22 protein-coding genes and 1 tRNA gene are annotated in these 18,001 nt (G+C 71.2%); 18 read left to right on the top strand and 5 right to left on the bottom strand.

Annotated elements, in window-relative coordinates:
- Window positions 1-26 precede the first annotated feature (26 nt).
- The 4 genes from ACFVX6_RS10440 (at window position 27) to ACFVX6_RS10425 (ending at window position 3,341) form a co-directional block, all read left to right on the top strand.
- Complete coding sequence (locus ACFVX6_RS10440) at window positions 27-803, top strand: SDR family oxidoreductase (protein ID WP_389689905.1); 777 nt, start codon at window positions 27-29, stop codon at window positions 801-803.
- Between the two features lie 121 nt (window positions 804-924).
- Window positions 925-2,625, top strand: a complete 1,701-nt coding sequence (locus ACFVX6_RS10435) for an aspartate:alanine exchanger family transporter (RefSeq protein ID WP_389689903.1) — start codon at window positions 925-927, stop codon at window positions 2,623-2,625.
- 81 nt (window positions 2,626-2,706) lie between these two features.
- Window positions 2,707-2,922, top strand: coding sequence for a type II toxin-antitoxin system VapB family antitoxin (locus tag ACFVX6_RS10430; RefSeq protein ID WP_327305865.1), 216 nt, complete (start codon window positions 2,707-2,709; stop codon window positions 2,920-2,922).
- Window positions 2,919-3,341 carry a PIN domain nuclease gene (locus ACFVX6_RS10425; RefSeq protein WP_389689901.1) on the top strand — a complete coding sequence of 141 codons (423 nt, stop codon included), beginning with the start codon at window positions 2,919-2,921 and terminating at the stop codon, window positions 3,339-3,341. Before ACFVX6_RS10430 ends, ACFVX6_RS10425 begins: the two co-directional genes overlap by 4 nt.
- A gap of 85 nt (window positions 3,342-3,426) precedes the next feature.
- Here ACFVX6_RS10425 and ACFVX6_RS10420 read toward each other — a convergent pair whose 3' ends face one another.
- Window positions 3,427-4,290 carry a universal stress protein gene (locus ACFVX6_RS10420; RefSeq protein WP_389689899.1) on the bottom strand — a complete coding sequence of 288 codons (864 nt, stop codon included), beginning with the start codon at window positions 4,288-4,290 and terminating at the stop codon, window positions 3,427-3,429.
- A 379-nt stretch (window positions 4,291-4,669) separates the two neighbouring features.
- Between ACFVX6_RS10420 and ACFVX6_RS10415 the strand changes: the two genes are divergently transcribed.
- Entirely contained in the window at window positions 4,670-5,017 is a 348-nt protein-coding gene (locus ACFVX6_RS10415; protein WP_389689897.1) for a DoxX family protein, read from the top strand.
- A gap of 58 nt (window positions 5,018-5,075) precedes the next feature.
- On the opposite strand, the gene ACFVX6_RS10410 is transcribed toward ACFVX6_RS10415, so the two are convergent.
- The gene (locus tag ACFVX6_RS10410) at window positions 5,076-5,888 is read right to left on the bottom strand and encodes a VOC family protein (protein WP_389689895.1); all 813 of its coding nucleotides are present in this window, start codon (window positions 5,886-5,888) and stop codon (window positions 5,076-5,078) included.
- A gap of 108 nt (window positions 5,889-5,996) precedes the next feature.
- Between ACFVX6_RS10410 and ACFVX6_RS10405 the strand changes: the two genes are divergently transcribed.
- Complete coding sequence (locus ACFVX6_RS10405) at window positions 5,997-6,677, top strand: HhH-GPD-type base excision DNA repair protein (protein WP_389689893.1); 681 nt, start codon at window positions 5,997-5,999, stop codon at window positions 6,675-6,677.
- Window positions 6,678-6,731: 54 nt separating this feature from the next.
- Window positions 6,732-7,208: a cupin domain-containing protein gene (locus ACFVX6_RS10400; protein ID WP_327305856.1), complete on the top strand. Its 477-nt coding sequence runs from the start codon at window positions 6,732-6,734 to the stop codon at window positions 7,206-7,208.
- On the opposite strand, the gene opcA is transcribed toward ACFVX6_RS10400, so the two are convergent.
- Window positions 7,154-8,089, bottom strand: a complete 936-nt coding sequence (gene opcA, locus ACFVX6_RS10395) for a glucose-6-phosphate dehydrogenase assembly protein OpcA (protein ID WP_389689891.1) — start codon at window positions 8,087-8,089, stop codon at window positions 7,154-7,156. The two genes, ACFVX6_RS10400 and opcA, sit on opposite strands and share 55 nt — an antisense overlap.
- 54 nt (window positions 8,090-8,143) lie before the next feature.
- The gene (locus ACFVX6_RS10390; RefSeq protein ID WP_389689889.1) at window positions 8,144-9,715 is read right to left on the bottom strand and encodes a helicase HerA-like domain-containing protein; all 1,572 of its coding nucleotides are present in this window, start codon (window positions 9,713-9,715) and stop codon (window positions 8,144-8,146) included.
- 88 nt (window positions 9,716-9,803) lie between these two features.
- Between ACFVX6_RS10390 and ACFVX6_RS10385 the strand changes: the two genes are divergently transcribed.
- Both ACFVX6_RS10385 and ACFVX6_RS10380 read left to right on the top strand, forming a co-directional pair.
- Window positions 9,804-10,100, top strand: a complete 297-nt coding sequence (locus ACFVX6_RS10385) for a type II toxin-antitoxin system VapB family antitoxin (RefSeq protein WP_112446725.1) — start codon at window positions 9,804-9,806, stop codon at window positions 10,098-10,100.
- Between the two features lie 122 nt (window positions 10,101-10,222).
- Window positions 10,223-10,867, top strand: a complete 645-nt coding sequence (locus ACFVX6_RS10380) for a LytR C-terminal domain-containing protein (protein WP_389689887.1) — start codon at window positions 10,223-10,225, stop codon at window positions 10,865-10,867.
- 89 nt (window positions 10,868-10,956) lie between these two features.
- Here ACFVX6_RS10380 and upp read toward each other — a convergent pair whose 3' ends face one another.
- Window positions 10,957-11,592 (bottom strand): uracil phosphoribosyltransferase, encoded by a 636-nt coding sequence (gene upp / locus ACFVX6_RS10375; protein ID WP_250738518.1) that lies wholly within the window; start codon window positions 11,590-11,592, stop codon window positions 10,957-10,959.
- Window positions 11,593-11,785: 193 nt separating this feature from the next.
- Here upp and ACFVX6_RS10370 point away from each other — a divergent pair, with 193 nt between their 5' ends.
- From ACFVX6_RS10370 to ACFVX6_RS10330, 9 genes are all read left to right on the top strand, one after another.
- Window positions 11,786-12,775, top strand: coding sequence for a universal stress protein (locus ACFVX6_RS10370; RefSeq protein WP_389689885.1), 990 nt, complete (start codon window positions 11,786-11,788; stop codon window positions 12,773-12,775).
- Between the two features lie 128 nt (window positions 12,776-12,903).
- On the top strand, window positions 12,904-13,077 hold the full coding sequence (locus ACFVX6_RS10365) for a hypothetical protein (protein ID WP_254381952.1): 174 nt from the start codon (window positions 12,904-12,906) through the stop codon (window positions 13,075-13,077).
- A 284-nt stretch (window positions 13,078-13,361) separates the two neighbouring features.
- On the top strand, window positions 13,362-13,943 hold the full coding sequence (locus ACFVX6_RS10360; RefSeq protein ID WP_389689883.1) for a hypothetical protein: 582 nt from the start codon (window positions 13,362-13,364) through the stop codon (window positions 13,941-13,943).
- Between the two features lie 77 nt (window positions 13,944-14,020).
- Complete coding sequence (gene tadA / locus ACFVX6_RS10355; RefSeq protein ID WP_389689984.1) at window positions 14,021-14,449, top strand: tRNA adenosine(34) deaminase TadA; 429 nt, start codon at window positions 14,021-14,023, stop codon at window positions 14,447-14,449.
- A 68-nt stretch (window positions 14,450-14,517) separates the two neighbouring features.
- A tRNA-Ser gene (locus tag ACFVX6_RS10350) sits at window positions 14,518-14,604 on the top strand.
- Between the two features lie 105 nt (window positions 14,605-14,709).
- Window positions 14,710-15,030 carry a hypothetical protein gene (locus ACFVX6_RS10345; RefSeq protein ID WP_266907058.1) on the top strand — a complete coding sequence of 107 codons (321 nt, stop codon included), beginning with the start codon at window positions 14,710-14,712 and terminating at the stop codon, window positions 15,028-15,030.
- 427 nt (window positions 15,031-15,457) lie between these two features.
- Entirely contained in the window at window positions 15,458-15,619 is a 162-nt protein-coding gene (locus tag ACFVX6_RS10340) for a hypothetical protein (protein ID WP_389689880.1), read from the top strand.
- A 436-nt stretch (window positions 15,620-16,055) separates the two neighbouring features.
- On the top strand, window positions 16,056-16,898 hold the full coding sequence (locus ACFVX6_RS10335; RefSeq protein WP_389689982.1) for an RNA polymerase sigma factor SigF: 843 nt from the start codon (window positions 16,056-16,058) through the stop codon (window positions 16,896-16,898).
- A gap of 246 nt (window positions 16,899-17,144) precedes the next feature.
- Window positions 17,145-17,999, top strand: a complete 855-nt coding sequence (locus ACFVX6_RS10330; RefSeq protein WP_243341827.1) for an RNA polymerase sigma factor SigF — start codon at window positions 17,145-17,147, stop codon at window positions 17,997-17,999.
- Window positions 18,000-18,001 lie beyond the last annotated feature (2 nt).

The raw sequence follows: 18,001 nt of genomic DNA, 5'->3' as shown, positions 1-18,001 counted from the left end.
ACAGCGCCTGCGGAAGGCTGGGACTGATGAAGAACGACACGATCATGGTGACCGGGGCGACGGGCATGCTCGGCCGCGAAGTGCTGGAGCGGGTCCGCCGCACCGGCCGCCCGGTCCGCGCGCTCACGCGCAGGAGCGCGCTGCCGAACGACGCCGGGGTGGACTGGTACACCGGCGACCTGACCACCGGCGCCGGACTCGACGAGGCGCTCGCGGGCGTCCGTACGGTCATCCACTGCGCCAGCGACATCCGGCACTTCAAGAACGACGTCCCGGGCTTGCGGCACCTGCTGGAAGCCGTGCAGCGGGCCGGCGTCGAACACGTCGTCAACATCTCGATCGTCGGCGTCGACCGGATCCCCTACCCCTACTTCCGGGTCAAGCTGGAGTGCGAGCGGCTGCTCGCCTCCTCGGACACCGGCTGGACCAACCTGCGGGCCACACAGTTCCCCGCGTTGCTCGACCTCGCCCTCGGCGCCCTGTCCAAGCTCCCGGTGGTCCTCGTACCGTCCGGCACCGACTGCCAGCCGGCCGACGCGGGCGAAGTGGCCGACCGGCTGGTCGAGCTGGCCCTCGGCGCCCCGGCCGGCCGGGTACCCGACTTCGCCGGCCCGACCGTGTACCCGGCCGCCCGCCTCGCCGAGGACTGGCTGCGCGCCGCCGGCAAGCGCCGCACCGTCCTTCCCGTCCGGATCCCCGGCAAGATCGGGGCCGCCTGGCGCGCCGGCCATCTGACCGCCCCCGGCCAGGCGCTCGGCCGCCGCACCTGGGAGCAGTACCTCGCCGAGCGGGTCGCCCGCTGACCCCGCGACCGGCCGGTCGCGCCCGGTGCAGGGAGCCGGCGGAGGAAGCCGGCGGACCGGCTGGACATGCGGGCGGGCATACCCGCACATACCGTTTCCCGAGACGGCCGAGGAGGTGTGGATGGACTGGCTGCGGGACGAGATCTTCCGGCCCTACCCCGAGCTGCTGATCTTCCTGACCATCGCCGTCGGCTTCCTGCTCGGCCGCCTCCGGTACAAGTCCATCGCCCTCGGCGCCGTCACCGGGTGCCTGGTCGCCGGCCTGGTCATCGGCTCCCAGGCCAAGGTCGAGATCGACGGTCCGATCAAGTCCGTCTTCTTCCTCATGTTCCTCTTCGCCCTCGGCTACGACGTCGGCCCGCAGTTCTTCCGCGCCCTGCGCAAGGACGGCCTCCCCCAGGTCGTCCTCGCCCTCATCGTCTGCGTCACCGGACTCGCCTCCGCCTGGGCCTTCGCCGCCCTCGCCGGGTACGGGCCCGGCCTCTCCGCCGGTCTGCTCGGCGGCGGCCTCACCCAGTCCGCCGTCATCGGCGTCGGCTCCGACGCCATCGCCCACCTGCCCGGCGTCGGCGCGGACGAGGCCCGGGACCAGTCCCATCTGATCGCCGTCGCCTACGCGGTCACGTACCCCCTCGGTACGGTCCTGCCCGCGCTGCTCCTCGCCGGCTTCCTGCCCCGCCTCCTACGCCGGGACCTCGCGGCCGAGAGCGCCGTGCTCGCCGCCGACCTGGAGGCCGCCGAGGACAACCCCGACGCCGGGGAGGGCTACTACAAGCACGTGCTGCGCGCGTACGCCGTCGACGTGGCGGCCTTCGCGGGGCGCACGATCGGGGACTTCGAGGCGGAGCAGAAGGCCGCCGGGCGGCGGCTCTACATCACCCGGCTGCGCCGCGCCGGGGAGATCCTGGAGCACACCGCCGACACCCGGGTCGAGATCGGGGACGTCCTGGCCGTCAGCGCGGTCCGCGGCGACCTCGTCGCGTACGACGCGCGCACGCACATCGGGATGGAGACCGACGACTTCGAGCTGCTCGCCTACCGCACCGAGTCCCTGCACGTGGTCATCACCGACCGGAACCTCAGCGGCCGCACCATCCGCACCCTGCGCCACGAGGAGTTCATGCCGGGCGTCTTCGTCGACGAGCACTGGCGGGCCGGCGCCGACCTGCGGGTCCGCCTCGACAGCACCGTGGAGCGGGGCGACACCCTGGTCCTCACCGGGCCGCGCAGCCGGGTGGAGGCGGCCGCGGCGGAGCTGGGCAAGCCGGTGCCGACCAGCTTCGCGACGGACATGGTGTGGATCGCGCTCGGGCTCTTCCTCGGCGGCTGCCTCGGCATCCCGGCCCTGCACGCGGCCGGTGCTCCGCTGTCGCTGTCCACCTCCACCGGGGCGCTGCTGATGGGGCTGGTCTTCGGCTGGATCCGGAGCAAGTACCCCACGTACGGGAACCTGCCGTCGGCGGCGCAGTGGCTGATGGGCACGCTCGGCCTGTGCGTGTTCGTCACGGTCGTCGGCCTCAACGCCGGCCCGAGCTTCGTCCCGGGCCTGCGCGAAGCCGGCTGGCCGCTGCTGCTCTGGGGCGCGGCCGTGACGAGCGTGCCGCTGCTGGTCGGATTCGCCTACGGGCACTTCGTGCAGCGGCTCCCCCTCCCGATCCTGCTCGGCGCCCTGGCCGGAGCCCAGACCACGACGGCCGCGCTGGGCGCCCTCACGGAACGCGCCCGCAGCCAGATCCCGGCCCTGGGGACGACGGTCCCGTACGCCTTGGGCAACGTACTGCTGACGATGTGGGGGTCGGTGATCGTGCTGCTGCGGCGGTAGAGGGCCACTCGTTAAAGGTTCCCTGGAAGATACCTTCAAAGATATAATCGGCATCCGAGTTGATATCAACGGAGGTGCCTCGTGAGTAGAACCGTGATCGATCTCGACGATGAGTTGCTTGCGGACGTCGCCCAAGCACTCGGCACCAGCACCAAGAGGGACACGGTCAACACCGCCCTGCGCGAGGTGCTGGAGACCCGACGACGAGCCCTTGCACTGACGCGTCTTCGTGCGGCCGCCACCGACGGCGCCTTCGACCTGGACCTTTTTGACGACAAGGGGAACTACCGGCGGTGAGCGCTGCCCAATTCCTCATCGACACGAGCGCGTTGGCCCGACTCATGCGGGGCGACGCGGAACAGTACGGCTGGGACCAGGCCGCGGCGGCCGGACTCATCGCCACCTGCCCGATCACCGAGCTGGAGTTCTTCTATAGCGCCCGGTCCGCCGAGGACCGGATCCGGGGGATCGAGGACATGCGCCTGTTGTTCGGCTGGGTGCCGATCGACGACCGCGCATACGACCGGGCCTGGCAGGTGCAGGAGCTGCTGACGCGGCGGGGGCAGCACCGCAGTGCCGGCGCCGTGGACCTCATCGTCGCCGCGACCGCGGAACTGCAGGGGCTGACCCTCCTGCACCGCGACCGTGACTTCGAGTGCATCGCGGCCGTCACCGGCCAGGCCTTGCAGTGGTACGGCCCGGCAGCTGACAAGTAGGACGCAGACCGCCTCGACGGAGCGGTCCCGGAGGTCGACCTCCGGTTCGTGCGCGGCTGAGGTCCCGGAGACGGATAGAGACGGCCTAGCCGTGGGGGATCAGGGCCACCGGGCTGTGGGCGTGGTGGGCCACCGCGTGGTCCGTGGGGCCCATGCCGTGGAGGGGGCGGTGGTGGCGGCGGCCCACGACCAGGAGGTCGGCCCCGGCGGACTCCTCGAGCAGGAGCTTCGCCGGGTCGCCCGAGCGGGTCACGCACTGCGTCGGCACCCGCGGGTAGGCCGCGCCGGCCGCGGCCACCGCCGCTTCGAGCGGCTCCGGGGCGGCCGGGCCCACTGGCACCGCGTGCACCGCGCGCAGCGGGAGGGCGTGCCGCGCCGCCCAGGCGTACGCGAAGTCGAGGACCGCGGCGTAGTCGCCCGCCGGGTCCACCCCGACGACGACCCCGCGCCCGTGCGGCGCGCGCTCGGCGGGCTCCCGTACCAGGACCACCGGGACCTCGGCGCGCCCCGCGACGTGCAGCGCGGTGGAGCCGAGCAGCGGAACCACGTGGCGGTCCTCGCCGCTCGCGCCGAGCACGATCAGCCCGGCGTTCGCCCCGGCGGCCGCCCGCGGGATCTCGTTGCCGGGTCCGCCCTCGGCGGTGGCCGCCTCGACGGTCAGGTCCTGGTGGGTGGCGCGGAGTTCCTCGGTGAGGGCGGTCAGTACGGTCCTCGCCGCGGACTCGCTCGCGCCGAGCACGGGCTGGAACTCCGGTGAGATCGGCTGGACGGTCGGCCAGGCCTGGCCGACGTGGAGCAGCAGGAGCGGCGCCCCGGCCGCCAGGGCCTCACGGGCGGCCCACCGGGCGGCGGCGAGGCTCCGGGGCGACCCGTCGAACCCGACGAGCACGGGGAGGGCGCGGAGGACGGGCGGGGTGGGCGGGACGGGCGGGACGGGCGGGACGGACATCGGCGGCACCCTTCGTTCGTTCACATGGCCCTTTTGCGCGTATTTCGCATGCCGTGGCCGTTTTTCTGGTCGCTCCTACGACGCTACGCCCCTTGCCCCGTTTGTCCCGTGAGGAGGGTTCTGCTCTTGCTCGGACCGGCCGTAGGGCAGGGCCCCCGGACCGCCGGGGGCCCTCAGATGTCCAGGGCCCTCAGACCGTCAGGACCCTCAGACCGTCGCGAGGGAGATCTCGGTCGACTTGATCAGCGCGACACCCGAGCGGCCGGCCGATGCGCCGACAAAAAAATCTTCTGGGTTCCTGTCACACCCGTGCGGTGGCGCGGGTCAGTGCGGTGAGGACGAAAAAACACCGTCCGCACCGCCTACCGAGGAGCCCCTCATGCAGATCGCCGCCACCGTCGTCGCCGTCCTTGCCGCCGCCATGTCGGGCTTCTCGGGCTACTCGCTCCTGCGCCGCGCCCCCTGGGTCGTGGAGGCCATGGAGCAGTACGAGGTCCCCCGGGCCTGGTGGACCCCGCTCGGTGCGGCCAAGGCCGCCGGAGCGCTGGGCCTGCTGGCCGGCCTCGTCGTCCCGGCCGTCGGCATCGCCGCCGGCATCGGCCTGGTCCTCTACTACACCGGCGCCGTGATCACCGTGCTCCGGGCCCGGTCGTACGCCCACGTCCCCTTCCCGGTGATCTACATGGCCCCGGTCGTCGCCGCCTTCGCCCTCGGCTTCGCGGCGTAAGGCGTAGGGGGTGCGGGGGCGGGGGCGCAGGGCGGTCCCCCGCATCCCCCACCGCCCGTCAGGGGAACTTCGGCATCTCGCCGACCGTCTTCGCCACGTCGATCACGGCGAAGGCCGCGCCCTGCGGGTCCGCGACCGCCGCGAAGCGGCCGAAGGGGCTGTCCATCGGGCCGAAGTGCAGCTTGCCGCCGTGGGCCTGGGTCTTCGCGACCGCCTCGTCGCAGTCCGGGACGGCGAAGTAGACCTGGACGTACGAGGGGATCTCCGGCGGGAAGTCGGTGCCCATGTTCATCCGGCCCAGCACCGGGTTCTCCGGGCCGCCGAGGCTGAAGACCTTGAAGTCCATCCCGGCCGCCTCGGGGTCGTCGCCGAGGTCCATCTCCTGGGTTCCGTACGGGAAGACCTGCGGGAGGAACGCGTCCGGCTTGGCCACGTCGCGCGAGAAGAACTCGGCCCAGCAGTACGCACCCGGCTCGCCGATCTTCTCGAAGCCCTTGTGGTCGCCCGGCTGCCAAACGCCGAAGACCGCGCCGCTCGGCTCCTTCGCGATGGCCATCGTGCCGAAGGAGCCGACCTGCATCGGCTCCATCAGGAGCTCGCCGCCGGCCGCCTTGATCTTCGCGGCCGTGGCCGCGGCATCGGGCGAGGCGAGGTAGAGACACCATTGCGAATGGCCCTCCGCCCCCGGCATCGGCGGCACCACGGCCGCGACGGCCTTGCCGTCGGAGTAGGCCTGCGTGTAGTTCCCGTACTCGCTGCTGGACTCGCCGAAGGTCCAGCCCAGCACATCGGCGTAGAAGGTCTTCGCGCCCTCCAGATCGGAGAACATCGCGTCCACCCAGCAGGGCGCGCCTTCCGTGAACTCAGTCATGATCGATCGACTCCTGTGTCGTGTACGACGTGACCCGTCTCCGTACTCACGCTAGGCGCGGGGTCTGACAATCGCGCGGGGAGCACCGCCGCGCGGGACCCTGGAGTCATGGACGACAGCAACGACAAGAACGCCACGAAGGACGAGAAGGACGAGAAGGGCGAGAACGACAAGGGCGCAGCCGTCACCATCCGGCTCGCCCAGCAGCCGGAGGCCGACGAGCTGCTCGGGCGCAGCCCGCTCGCCGCGCTGGTCGGGATGCTGCTGGACCAGCAGGTACCCATGGAATGGGCGTTCTCGGGGCCCTACACGATCGCCCGGCGTCTCGGCTCCGACGACCTGGACGCGCACGCGATCGCCGCCTACGACCCGGAGGCCTTCGCCGCGCTGCTTTCCGAGAAGCCGGCCGTGCACCGCTACCCGGGATCGATGGCGAAGCGGGTGCAGCAGCTGTGCGCGTACCTCGTGGAGCACTACGAAGGGGACGCGGCGGCGGTGTGGACGGACGTGGGGACCGGCGCCGAGCTGCTGGCCCGGCTGCGGGCGCTGCCCGGCTTCGGGGAGCAGAAGGCGCAGATCTTCCTGGCGCTGCTCGGCAAGCGGTTCGGGGTGCGGCCGCGCGGCTGGCGCGAGGCGGCCGGCGGGTACGGGCCGGCGAACGTCTACCGGTCGGCGGCCGACATCACCGGCCCGGAATCGCTGGCCAAGGTACGGGCGCACAAGCAGGAGGCGAAGGCCGCCGCAAAGGCGGCGAAAGCGGCCACCAGCGTTTCCAGCAAGCGGAATTGACGGTTCGGGCGAGTGTCGCGCCCGTTGTCAGACCCTGCCCCTAAGCTCGTGATCATGACTGAGAACCTGACCCGCGCCGCCACTGCCGAGATCATCTCCGACGGTCCCGGCAGCCTGATCACCCTGCTCACGGACACCGCCGAGCTCACCTGCAACACGGCCACCTTCGAGGTCGGCGCGGCGGGTGCCCCGGTGCACTTCCACACCAAGGCGACCGAGTTCTTCCACGTCACGGACGGCACGCTCGACGTCCTGCTCGGCGACGAGATACACACCCTGACCAAGGGCGACTTCCTCGCCGTGCCCCCCGGTGTGAAGCACGCCTTCGCCCCCGCCGCGGACAGCACCGCCGAGGTCTTCGTCGGCTTCACCCCCGGCATGGGCCGCTTCGACTACTACCGGCTGCTCGGCCGGGTCCGGGCCGGCGAGGCCACGGTGCAGGACATCATCGACAGCCAGCCCGTCTACGACAACCACTACGCGGAGAGCGACGCCTGGGCCGGCCGCCTGAAGCGCAGCGCCGAAGCGTAGATCTCGTCGGCGTCGAGCCGTCGCAGTTCCTCCGCTATCAGCTCGGCGCTGCTGCGGATCTTCAGCGCCACCTTGCGGTCCGGGCTGCCCGGCAGGAGCAGGGTGGCCAGGACCCCGTCCGGGCGGTCCACGCGGATCTCCCCGGCCGAGGTCGTCAGCCGGACCCGGGTGATGACCGGGCCCCCGGTCGCCACCCGCTCCACGGGCACGCCGAGCCGGTCCTCCAGCCAGCGGGCCAGCAGTTCGGAGCTCGCGTTGCCGGGCTCGCTCTCCACCGCCGCGCCCGTCACCGGGAGCGGCTTCTGGTCCAGGGCGGCGGCCAGCAGCGAGCGCCACGGGGTGAGCCGGGTCCAGGCCAGATCGGTGTCCCCGGGCTGGTAGGCGCCGGCCCGGGCGTCGAGCGCGGCGACCGGGTCGGCGGCCGCCTCGGCATCGGTGATCCGGCGCTGCGCGAGGGCGCCCAGCGGATCCCTGGCGGGCGCGTCCGGGGCGTCGGCGGGCCACCAGGCCACCACGGGCGCGTCCGGTACCAACAGCGGGAGCACCACGGAGCCCGCGTGCTCGGTGAGCGTCCCGTGCAGCCGGAGCAGCACGATCTCCCCGGATCCGGCGTCGGCGCCGACCCGCAGCTCGGCGTCGAGCCGGTTCTGCCGCAGTCGGTGCGAGCCGCGCGCGGTGCGCTTGATCACCGCGATGATCCGGCAGGGGTGCTCGCGCGAGGCCTCGGAGGCCGCGCGGACGGCGTCGTAGGCGTTCTCCTCGTCCGTGGCGACGAGGAGGTTGAGCACGAGCCCCATCGTGGGGCTCCCGACGGCCCGTCGCGCGTCGAGCAGGGCCCGGTTGACCTTGCTGGAGGTCGTATCGGTGAGTTCGGTCCGCATGCTTCGAGTCTCGCAGGCCGGACGGGGCCTCAGGTACGGATTCCCCGTCCGGTGTCAGCGGCGCCGCTTGGCCGTGCCGAAGATGGACCGGGAGATCTCGCGGCCCAGCTGCGTACCGATCGACCTGGCCAGGGAGCGGAAGAGGCCGCTGCCCACCACCTGCTCCGCCAGCGAGGGGTCCGGCTTCGGCGCGGCCTTCGCGGCCGCCTTCGCCTGCTTCTCCGCCTCTGCCGCGGCGGCCGCCGCCTCGGCTTCCGCCTCGGCCGCCGCCTGCTCGGCGCTGATCTTCTCGTACGCCGATTCCCGGTCGATGGGCTCCGCGTACCGCGAGTAGAGCAGCGAGGACTTCACCGCCTGGTCCAGCGCGGCCGCGTCGATCGGCCCCATCAGCGACTGGGGGGCCCGCAGCCGGGTCGCGGCCACCGGCGTCGGCGCGCCGTTCTCGCTGAGCACCGTGATCACCGCCTCGCCCGTCCCCAGCTGGGTCAGCAGCTCCTCCAGGTCGTAGGCGGAGTTCGGGAAGGTCTTCACCGTCGCCTTCAGCGCCTTCGCGTCGTCCGGGGTGAACGCGCGCAGCGCGTGCTGCACCCGGTTGCCGAGCTGCGCCAGCACGTCGGCCGGCACGTCCTTGGGGGTCTGGGTCACGAAGAAGACGCCGATGCCCTTGGAGCGGATCAGCCGGACCGTCTGCGTGATGGCTTCGAGGAAGGCTTTCGAGGCCCCGTTGAACAACAGGTGCGCCTCGTCGAAGAAGAAGACCAGCTTGGGCTTCTCCAGATCGCCGACTTCCGGAAGATCGGTGTACAGATCCGCCAGCAGCCACATCAGGAAGGTGGAGAAGAGCTGCGGTTTGTCCTGGACCGCCGGGAGCTCCAGTACGGAGACCAGTCCGCGCCCGTCCGCCGCCGTTCGGAGGAATTCGCTGGTGTCGAATTCGGGCTCGCCGAAGAATTCCGCGGCCCCCTGCTGTTCGAAGGCGGTGAGCGCCCGCAGAATCACCCCGGCGGTCACCGTCGAGAGTCCGCCGATGCCCTTGAGCTCGGGCTTTCCCTTGTCCGAAACGAGGAAGGCGACGACCGCCCGCAGGTCCTTGAGGTCGATCAGCTCCAGGCCCTTGGCATCGGCGTAGTGGAAGATCAGCCCCAGCGACTGCTCCTGCGTCTGGTTGAGCTGGAGCACCTTGGACATCAGGACCGGGCCGAAGCTCGTCACGGTGGACCGGAGCGGGATTCCGGGGCCGATCCCGCCGAGCGAGTAGAACTCGCTGGGGAATCCGGCGCCCTCCCATTCCTGGGCCACGTCCTTGGCCCGTTCCTCGATCTTGTCGTTGGCCGCGCCGGGCGCCGAGATCCCCGAGACATCGCCCTTGATGTCCGCGAGGAAGACCGGAACGCCGTTGGCCGACAGCTGCTCGGCGATGAGCTGCAGCGTCTTGGTCTTGCCGGTTCCGGTGGCGCCCGCGACCAGTCCGTGCCGGTTGAGCATCGACAGCGGGATGCGGATCTGGTGCTCCGGCAGGCAGGCCCCGTCCCAGAGCACGGCCCCCAGATCGAGCGCGGGTCCGGTGAAGGCGTACCCCGCGGCGATCTGCCCGGCAGGGGACGCGGGGTCGGTGCTCTGGCTCATATATCACTCCCGAAATAGCCCTGTTTGCCACCTTTGCACCGTCATCGCAAGGCTGCGCCCGCAGGCCCCTGCCCGGTAGGCTTTCCGTGTGATCTTCAAGCGCATCGGAAATAGGCGGCCGTACCCCGACCACGGCAGGGAAACCACCCGGCAGTGGGCGGATGTCGCCCCGCGCCCGGTCCGGCTCGACCAGCTTGTGACCACCAAGGGCCAGCTCGACCTCGAAACGCTGCTCGCCGAGGATTCGACCTTCTACGGGGACCTCTTCGCCCACGTCGTGAAGTGGCAGGGCGACCTGTACCTCGAGGACGGTCTGCACCGCGCCGTCCGCGCCGCGCTCCAGCAGCGCCAGGTCCTGCACGCGCGCGTCCTCGAACTGGGCTGATCCGCCCTCCGCGGGCCCCGACCGGGTGTCGGATAGGTCCCGGTTGCGCCTTTCGGGTCAGCCTTGCCCTATGAACAGATGATTCAGTGGGCATCGGCAGCAGTCGGCATTACGCTGCGCACATGAGCATGCTCACTCCCCCTGGCATGGGCGGAAAGTACAAGGTCACGGGAGCGGCTTACCCCCGCATGACCCGCCCTCGACGCCGCCGCCGGATCGTCCTCGTGGTGCTCGGATCGATCATCGGGCTCGCCCTGATCGCTTACGGGGCCGTGCAGCTCATCGATGTGTTCGGCGGTGACGCGGACAAACGCAAGACCGCCGCCGCGGCCAAGGACTGCGCGACCCCCGCCCCCAAGGCCGGCTCCGCAGCCTCCGCCGCGCCGCAGGTCGTGCTCCCGCCGCCCGGCGGGATCACGGTCAACGTCTACAACGCGACCCCGCGCGCCGGCCTCGCCAAGGCCGTGGGCGATGAGCTCAAGAACCGCGGCTTCGCCATCGGCAAGGTCGGCAACGCCCCCGCCGACTTCGACAAGAAGGTCCCGGGCGCCGGGATACTGGTCGGCTCGCCGCAGACGGACAAGGCCGCCTTCTCCGTCCTCGGCACCAACCTCGCCGGCGCCACCCAGCAGACCGACACCCGCGAGACCGCGGACATCGACCTGATCCTGGGCGACGCCTTCAAGGAACTCACGCCGAAGGCCGACGCGGACAAGGCCCTGGCCGCCCTGGCCAACCCCCAGCCCGCGCCCGCCAAGAAGTGCTGACCGGCTGAGGCCGACCAACCGAAAAAGCCCGGCCTCCCGAAGGGGGGGCCGGGCTTTCGGACCTCTGCGCCGAACCGCGCCGATCCGCGCTACTCCGCCGAGCCGTACATGCGGTCGCCCGCGTCGCCCAGGCCCGGCACGATGTAGCCGTGCTCGTTGAGCCGCTCGTCCACCGCGGCCGTCACCACCGTCACCGGCGTGCCCGCGAGCTCGCGCTCCATGATCTCGACGCCCTCGGGCGCGGCCAGCAGCACCACCGCGGTCACGTCGTCCGCACCGCGCTTGATGAGTTCCTTGATCGCCGCGACGAGCGTGCCGCCGGTGGCGAGCATCGGGTCCACCACGTAGACCTGGCGGCCCGAGAGGTCCTCCGGCATGCGCGTCGCGTACGTGGAGGCCTCCAGGGTCTCCTCGTTGCGGACCATGCCGAGGAATCCGACCTCGGCGGTCGGAAGCAGCCGCACCATGCCGTCGAGCATGCCGAGACCGGCGCGCAGGATCGGTACGACCAGCGGCCGCGGGTAGGAGAGCTTCACGCCGGTGGTCGGACCGACCGGGGTGACGATGTCGGCCTGCTCGGTGCGCACGTCCCGGGTGGCCTCGTACGCCAGCAGGGTCACCAGCTCGTCGGCGAGGCGCCGGAAGGTGGGGGAGTCGGTGCGCTTGTCGCGCAGGGTGGTGAGTTTGTGCGCCACCAACGGGTGATCCACGACCTGCAAACGCACAACATCCTCCAAAACTCGGCTGTCGCAGCGAAAGCTGCGACCTGCGACGCCGCCACCTGCGAAAACGGCCGCAAATGCGCGACCCACACCCAAAAGGCTACGCGCTGTGCCCACCCCTTCGCGCCCGAAGCGGCGGCCACGCCCGGAAACCCCTGGAGATGCGACCCGCCCGGACCCCCAGCACGCTGGACGGATGACCCACGCAATGGTGATCGCCGCCGTCGACGGATCCGAACACAGTCTCAAGGCCCTGGAGTGGGCAAGGGCTGCGGCAGTGCGCCACGGCACCGGGCTCGTCGTCGCCCACGTGCTGTCCGACAGCGCCCAGCTGTACGCGGCACGCCGTTCCTCCCTCTACGACCGCACCGAGCCCGAAGAGGCCGAGGACCCCGTCAGCGTGCGAATACGGGCCCATCTGGCCGCGGGGGGCCCGCTCCCCTCCGAAGTCCGCTACGAGTCCCTGGAGGGCTCCGTCCCGGAGGCCCTGCGGGACATCGGGGAGGGCGCCCGGATGCTCGTGATGGGATCCCGGGGCCGCGGCGGCTTCGCCGCGCTGCTGCTCGGCTCGAACAGCCGCGCCGTGGCCACCAGCGCCGCCTGCCCGGTGGTCGTCGTCGCGCACGAGGCGCGCGGAGCGGACGCGGCCTCCCAAGCCTCGGCCGGGCGGGTGGTGGTGGGACTGCACGCCGCGGAGACGCCCGACAACGTACTGGACTTCGCGTTCACGGAGGCCGCCGCGCGGGACACCGCCCTCCAGGTGGTCTCGGCGTACAGCATCCCGCCGTCGCCGACGATGGTGATCGACAGCCCGTTCGCGGTGATCCCGCCGGAGGCGCTGGTGGGGGAGGACGAGAACGCGGTGCCGGCCGAGCGCGAGATGCTCCGCTCCCAGACGGAACGGCTCGCACCGTTCCGGGCGAAGTACCCGACCGTGCCCGTCGAGCAGGCCGCGGTGCCCGGCGACGCGGCCGGGCGCCTCGTCGACACCTCCAAGTCGGCGGCGCTGGTCGTCGTGGGCCGCCACCACCCGCGCCGGCACATCCGGTCCCTGATGATCGGCTCGGTCGCGAACGCCGTGCTGCAGCACGCGCACGGTCCGGTGGCGATCGTCCCGACCCTGCCGGAGTCGGGGGAGTCGGGGGATGCGGCGGAGTCGGCGGAGTCGGCGGGGGAGTCCGCGTAGCCGGGATTGTCGGAATCCGACTGAATTCCTCTCGAGTCGTGGCAGAAGGTGGCATCAAACGGCCGGTCCGAGGGAAGGTGGGGGTTCGGGGGGACGGACCGGACCGGACCAGCCAGGGGCGGTGACCCATGCCCGAAGACGATCACGAGCCACTGGAGACGACGGCGCAGCGCAGAGCACGGCGCGCGCAGTTCCTCCGTGACCTGCACGAGGCCCGGGAACTGCGCGACCGGGTCCAGCCCAGGCGCGCCCGCGCCGCCCGCATGCGCCAGCAGATGCGCATGCGCACCTTCCGCTGGTGAGCCCCTCCGGGCCCCCCGCCCGGGCCCTTCCGGGCCCCCCGCCCGGGCCCTGCCGAGGCGCCGCCCGGCCGCCGTCCGGCCGCCGTCCCGCCCCCGGCACGAGGCCCCGTACAACACGCGCGGCCAGCGCCACGGCGCGGAAGACCTCACGCAATGGCTCCGTTTCTGCCACGATGCCGACTGGGCGGGGTACGAAACGGTGAGCACGGCGACCGTTCCACCCACACCCACCTCCGGCCGGGGGAACTCCAACCGGCACGCCTATGACCAGTGGGAGAGTCACGGTGTATTTCGCCGCACTGCTCGCGCGCACCGAAGACGGGTGGGAAGCGAGCGACATGGAACTCGACGATGTCGAGTCCCTGAGTGATCTGATCGATCTCGCCCGCTCCGCCTCTGTCGACGACGACACGGTGGTAGCCCTCATCGAACAGGAGGACACCTGGTTCGGGGTCGTCCGGGTGGACGGCGAGGAGGACCCGCGCTACTACGTGTCCAACGCCTCCGCCGCCTCCCGCAGCTCCTACGGCTCGATGCTGACTGACGAGCTGCTCGGCAAGGACGACGAGGACGACGAACTCGACGAGCTGGACCTCGACGGAACCGAGGACGGCGAGGACGAGGTCATCGCCTCCTACCCGGACGGCGGACCCGCCGACAGAGACGAGGAGGACGAGACGGACGCGGACGACGGCCACGACGTACGGGCCGGCGCCGAACCGGCACCCGCCGGCCCGCTCGGCGACCCCAGGCTGCTCGACGACCTCGGAGTCAGCCACAAACAACTGATGACCCTGGACGGGGACGCGCTCTCGGAGATCGCCGATTCGCTCGGCGCCACCGAGGTCCTGGAGGCCGTCCGCTAGTGATCCCCGCGCACCACCACACCCCGCGGCCCACCCCGTACACGCCCGACCCCGTACGGGACCCGTGGCAGGACTCCATGCGCCTGGCGCTCCGGGAGGCCGCCCGGGCGGTGCCGGCCGGCGACGTGCCGGTCGGCGCCGTGGTGCTCGGCCCGGACGGGAAGCTCCTGGCCACCGGGCACAACGAGCGGGAGGCGACCGGAGACCCGACGGCACACGCCGAGGTACTGGCGCTGCGCCGGGCGGCCTCCGCCCTCGGGGAATGGCGGCTCCCGGGGTGCACCCTCGTGGTGACCCTGGAGCCGTGCGTGATGTGCGCGGGCGCCCTCGTGCAGTCACGGGTGGCCCGGGTGGTCTACGGGGCGTCCGACGAGAAGGCGGGTGCCGCCGGGTCGCTGTGGGACCTCGTACGGGACCGCCGGCTCAACCACCGGCCCGAGGTGATCGCGGGCGTGCTCGCGGGGGAGTGTGCGCAGCAGCTCACGGACTTCTTCCGCGACCTCTGAGGGTTCGGGCGAGGGTTCCGCGCGTATGGATTTCAGAGCACGGGTCTCCTTGGGCTAAGCTCTCTCTCGGTAGCGTGTCCGAGCGGCCGAAGGAGCACGCCTCGAAAGCGTGTGATGGTGCAAGCTATCCGTGGGTTCAAATCCCACCGCTACCGCTCTGATCGAGAGCCCCGCCCCGCAAGGGTCGGGGCTCTCGTCGTTTCCGGGCGCCAAGCGCCCTCCTCGCTGTGTCCGGCGTCCGGCGTCCGAGGGACATCCGCGTGACCGCCCGCGCCCTCGGCCGTTGTCACGGCATGACCAAGACCCAGCGCATCCTCGCCGCCATCGCCCTCGCGGGGGCCGCCGCGGGCCTCGCGGCGCCCGCCGCCTCCGCCGCACCGATCTCCCCGCTCACCCTCCCGGACCTGCCGGCGCCGCAGGGCATGCCGGACGGGGCGAGCCCGTCCTCGGTGCAGGAGATCGGCGGGCAGGTCAGCGGCGGCCTGAACCAGCTCAACCAGCTGATGGAGCTGCCGAACCAGCTCGCGCCCGTGATCGCCCCGGTCCAGCCGATCGCCGACCTGGCCGGCGGCCTGGAGTAGGCGCACCGGATCTGGATCCCACACCGTTCGGCGGCACCGTTCGGGGAAACCGTTCGGAGACACGTTCGGCGGGCAACGCGAAGAAGGCCCCGACCTGAGTCGGGACCTTCAACGGTTGGGACGGGGGAAGTGGCATCGGGGGGACAAGCCACTTCCCCCGATGAGGACGGAACCTGCCAGCCCAAGCCGCAGTCAGGGGGGAAGCTTGCGGCTCGGACCCCGCAGTGAGGTCCTGTCCCTCGCCCACCGATTTCCTGCCAGAACCGGTGGGCTCGTGTTCAATCCTGCGCCTTCCGAGGCCGTCGGCACACCGGCAAAGGGCCTGCGTCACGAGGCCATTGGTCCTTAAAGGCCAGGTGAGTGTTCGAACACGACCGGCTAGACTCTCCCGACCTTGCAGGACCGGTTGGGGAGGCCGACAGCGCACGTGGAAACCAAGAAGCTGATCTCGGGCGCCCTCGCCGTCTTCGTCCTCTTCGTCATCATCACTCAGCCCATAAAAGCCGCCGATATGGTGCAAATAGGCTTCCAAGGAATCTCGGATGCCGCAACGGCGATCGGCGAGTTCATGACCGAACTGGTGCGCTGAACCCGTACGCTGAAGCGGTTTCCGGACTTCCCGGCCCCCCACTCCGACGGGTGGGGGGCTTTTTGCGTTCCCACACACGGGGCAAGATGCCCTGTTATGCCCAACTCGCCCTCAACACGGCGATATGAGGTGCTTGCACACAGTGCACATGTCTTGTGATGCTATGACCGCTTTTGACGGATGAGTTGATGACGTGACGTGAAGGGGTGGCGTGACCGTGCCGGCCAGTACTGCGCCCGAGGTGCCGCCCCAGCAGGACCCGCAGCAGGAGCACCCCCGGGAACCGCACCGGGACTCCCCGCAGGCCCCGCACCAGGGCGCGCACCGCGACTCCCCACAGACCCAGCCGCAGGCCTCCCCGCAGGCCCAGCCGGGGTCCCAGTCGGGGTCCCAGCCGGTGCCCCCGCCGTCGGGGTCCCAGTCGGGGTCCCACCCGGTGCCCCCGCCGCCGGAGTCCCACGTACCGCCCCAGCAGGAGGCCCCCGAGGAGCCCCCGGTCGCCCCCAGGCCGCAGAGCCGGGGCGCCGACACCCGGGCCCTCACCCAGGTCCTGTTCGGGCAGCTGAAGAACCTGCAGCCGGGCACCAGCGAGCACTCCCGGGTCCGCGGGGCCCTCATCGAGGCAAACATCCCCCTCGTCCGGTACGCGGCAGCCCGCTTCCGCAGCCGCAACGAGCCGATGGAAGACGTGATCCAGGTCGGCACGATCGGGCTGATCAACGCGATCGACCGGTTCGACCCCGAGCGCGGGGTGCAGTTCCCGACCTTCGCCATGCCGACCGTCGTGGGCGAGATCAAGCGGTACTTCCGCGACAACGTCCGCACTGTCCACGTCCCGCGCCGCCTCCACGAGCTGTGGGTCCAGGTCAACGCCGCCACCGAGGACCTCACCACCCTGCACGGCCGCACCCCGACCACCCCCGAGATCGCCGAGCGGCTGCGCATCGGCGAGGACGAGGTGCTCTCCTGCATCGAGGCCGGCCGCAGCTACCACGCGACCTCCCTGGAGGCCGCCCAGGAGGGCGACGGGCTCCCCGGCCTGCTCGACCGCCTCGGCTACGAGGACCCCGAGCTGGCCGGCGTGGAACACCGCGACCTGGTCCGCCACCTCCTCGTACAACTGCCCGAGCGCGAGCAGCGGATCCTCCTCCTGCGGTACTACAACAATCTGACCCAGTCGCAGATCAGCGCCGAGCTCGGCGTCTCCCAGATGCACGTCTCCCGACTCCTCGCCCGGAGCTTCGCCCGGCTGAGATCCGCAAACAGGATCGAGGCCTAACCGGATCGAGTGGAGATCATTCTCCTCGTTTCCTGACAGAGCGGCAGATTCCCGTCCTAGAGCAGGTCTATCGGGTTCTGTCGCTGGAGATACTTGTCGACATGGCGCTACAGCGTGTTGCCGACATGTGACATTCTGCTGGAACCGCGTTTGCCGCAGCCCCGCCTCCGGTATTCAGGTGGAGGCTGCGTTCCTCCGACGGGCGCGCAGATGAAGCGCGACCGTCCGCGACCTCAAGGGGGTGGCATGTCCGTAGACCAGGGCAGCTCACAGGTGCTCACGCTCGTCAAGCAGCGTGAAGTGCCGGCAGTGTCCCACCGCTCGGAAGCCATCGACACCCGGATCGACACCCGCACCCTCTCCCGCTCCCTCTTCAAGCGGCTCGCCGGCCTCGACGCGGACAGTCCCGAGCGGACGTACGTACGCGACACCCTGATCGAGCTGAACCTCCCCCTCGTGCGCTACGCCGCGGCCCGCTTCCGCAGCCGCAACGAGCCCATGGAGGACATCGTCCAGGTCGGCACGATCGGGCTGATCAAGGCCATCGACCGGTTCGACTGCGAACGCGGCGTGGAGTTCCCGACCTTCGCCATGCCGACGGTCGTCGGTGAGATCAAACGGTTCTTCCGGGACACTTCCTGGTCCGTGCGCGTCCCGCGCCGGCTCCAGGAGCTGCGCCTGGCCCTCACCAAGGCCAGCGACGAGCTCGCCCAGAAGCTCGACCGCTCGCCGACCGTGCCGGAGCTCGCGGCCGTGCTCGGGGTCTCGGAGGAGGACGTCGTCGACGGCCTCGCCGTGGGCAACGCGTACACCGCCTCCTCGCTCGACTCTCCCTCCCCCGAGGACGAGGGCGGCGAGGGCTCGCTCGCGGACCGGCTCGGGTACGAGGACACCGCGCTGGAGGGCGTCGAGTACCGCGAGTCGCTCAAGCCCCTGCTGGCCAAGCTCCCGCCCCGGGAACGGCAGATCATCATGCTGCGGTTCTTCGCGAACATGACGCAGTCGCAGATCGGCGAGGAGGTCGGCATCTCCCAGATGCACGTCTCCCGGCTGCTCACGCGCACGCTCGCGCAGCTCCGCGTCGGCCTGATCGGCGAGTAGCC

The sequence above is a fragment of the Streptomyces sp. NPDC058289 genome, assembly GCF_042880975.1.
GTDB classification, from domain to species: domain Bacteria; phylum Actinomycetota; class Actinomycetes; order Streptomycetales; family Streptomycetaceae; genus Streptomyces; species Streptomyces stoeckheimensis.
The sequence above is the reverse complement of the archived record's forward strand: the minus strand, read 5'-3'. Positions and strand labels throughout refer to the sequence as shown.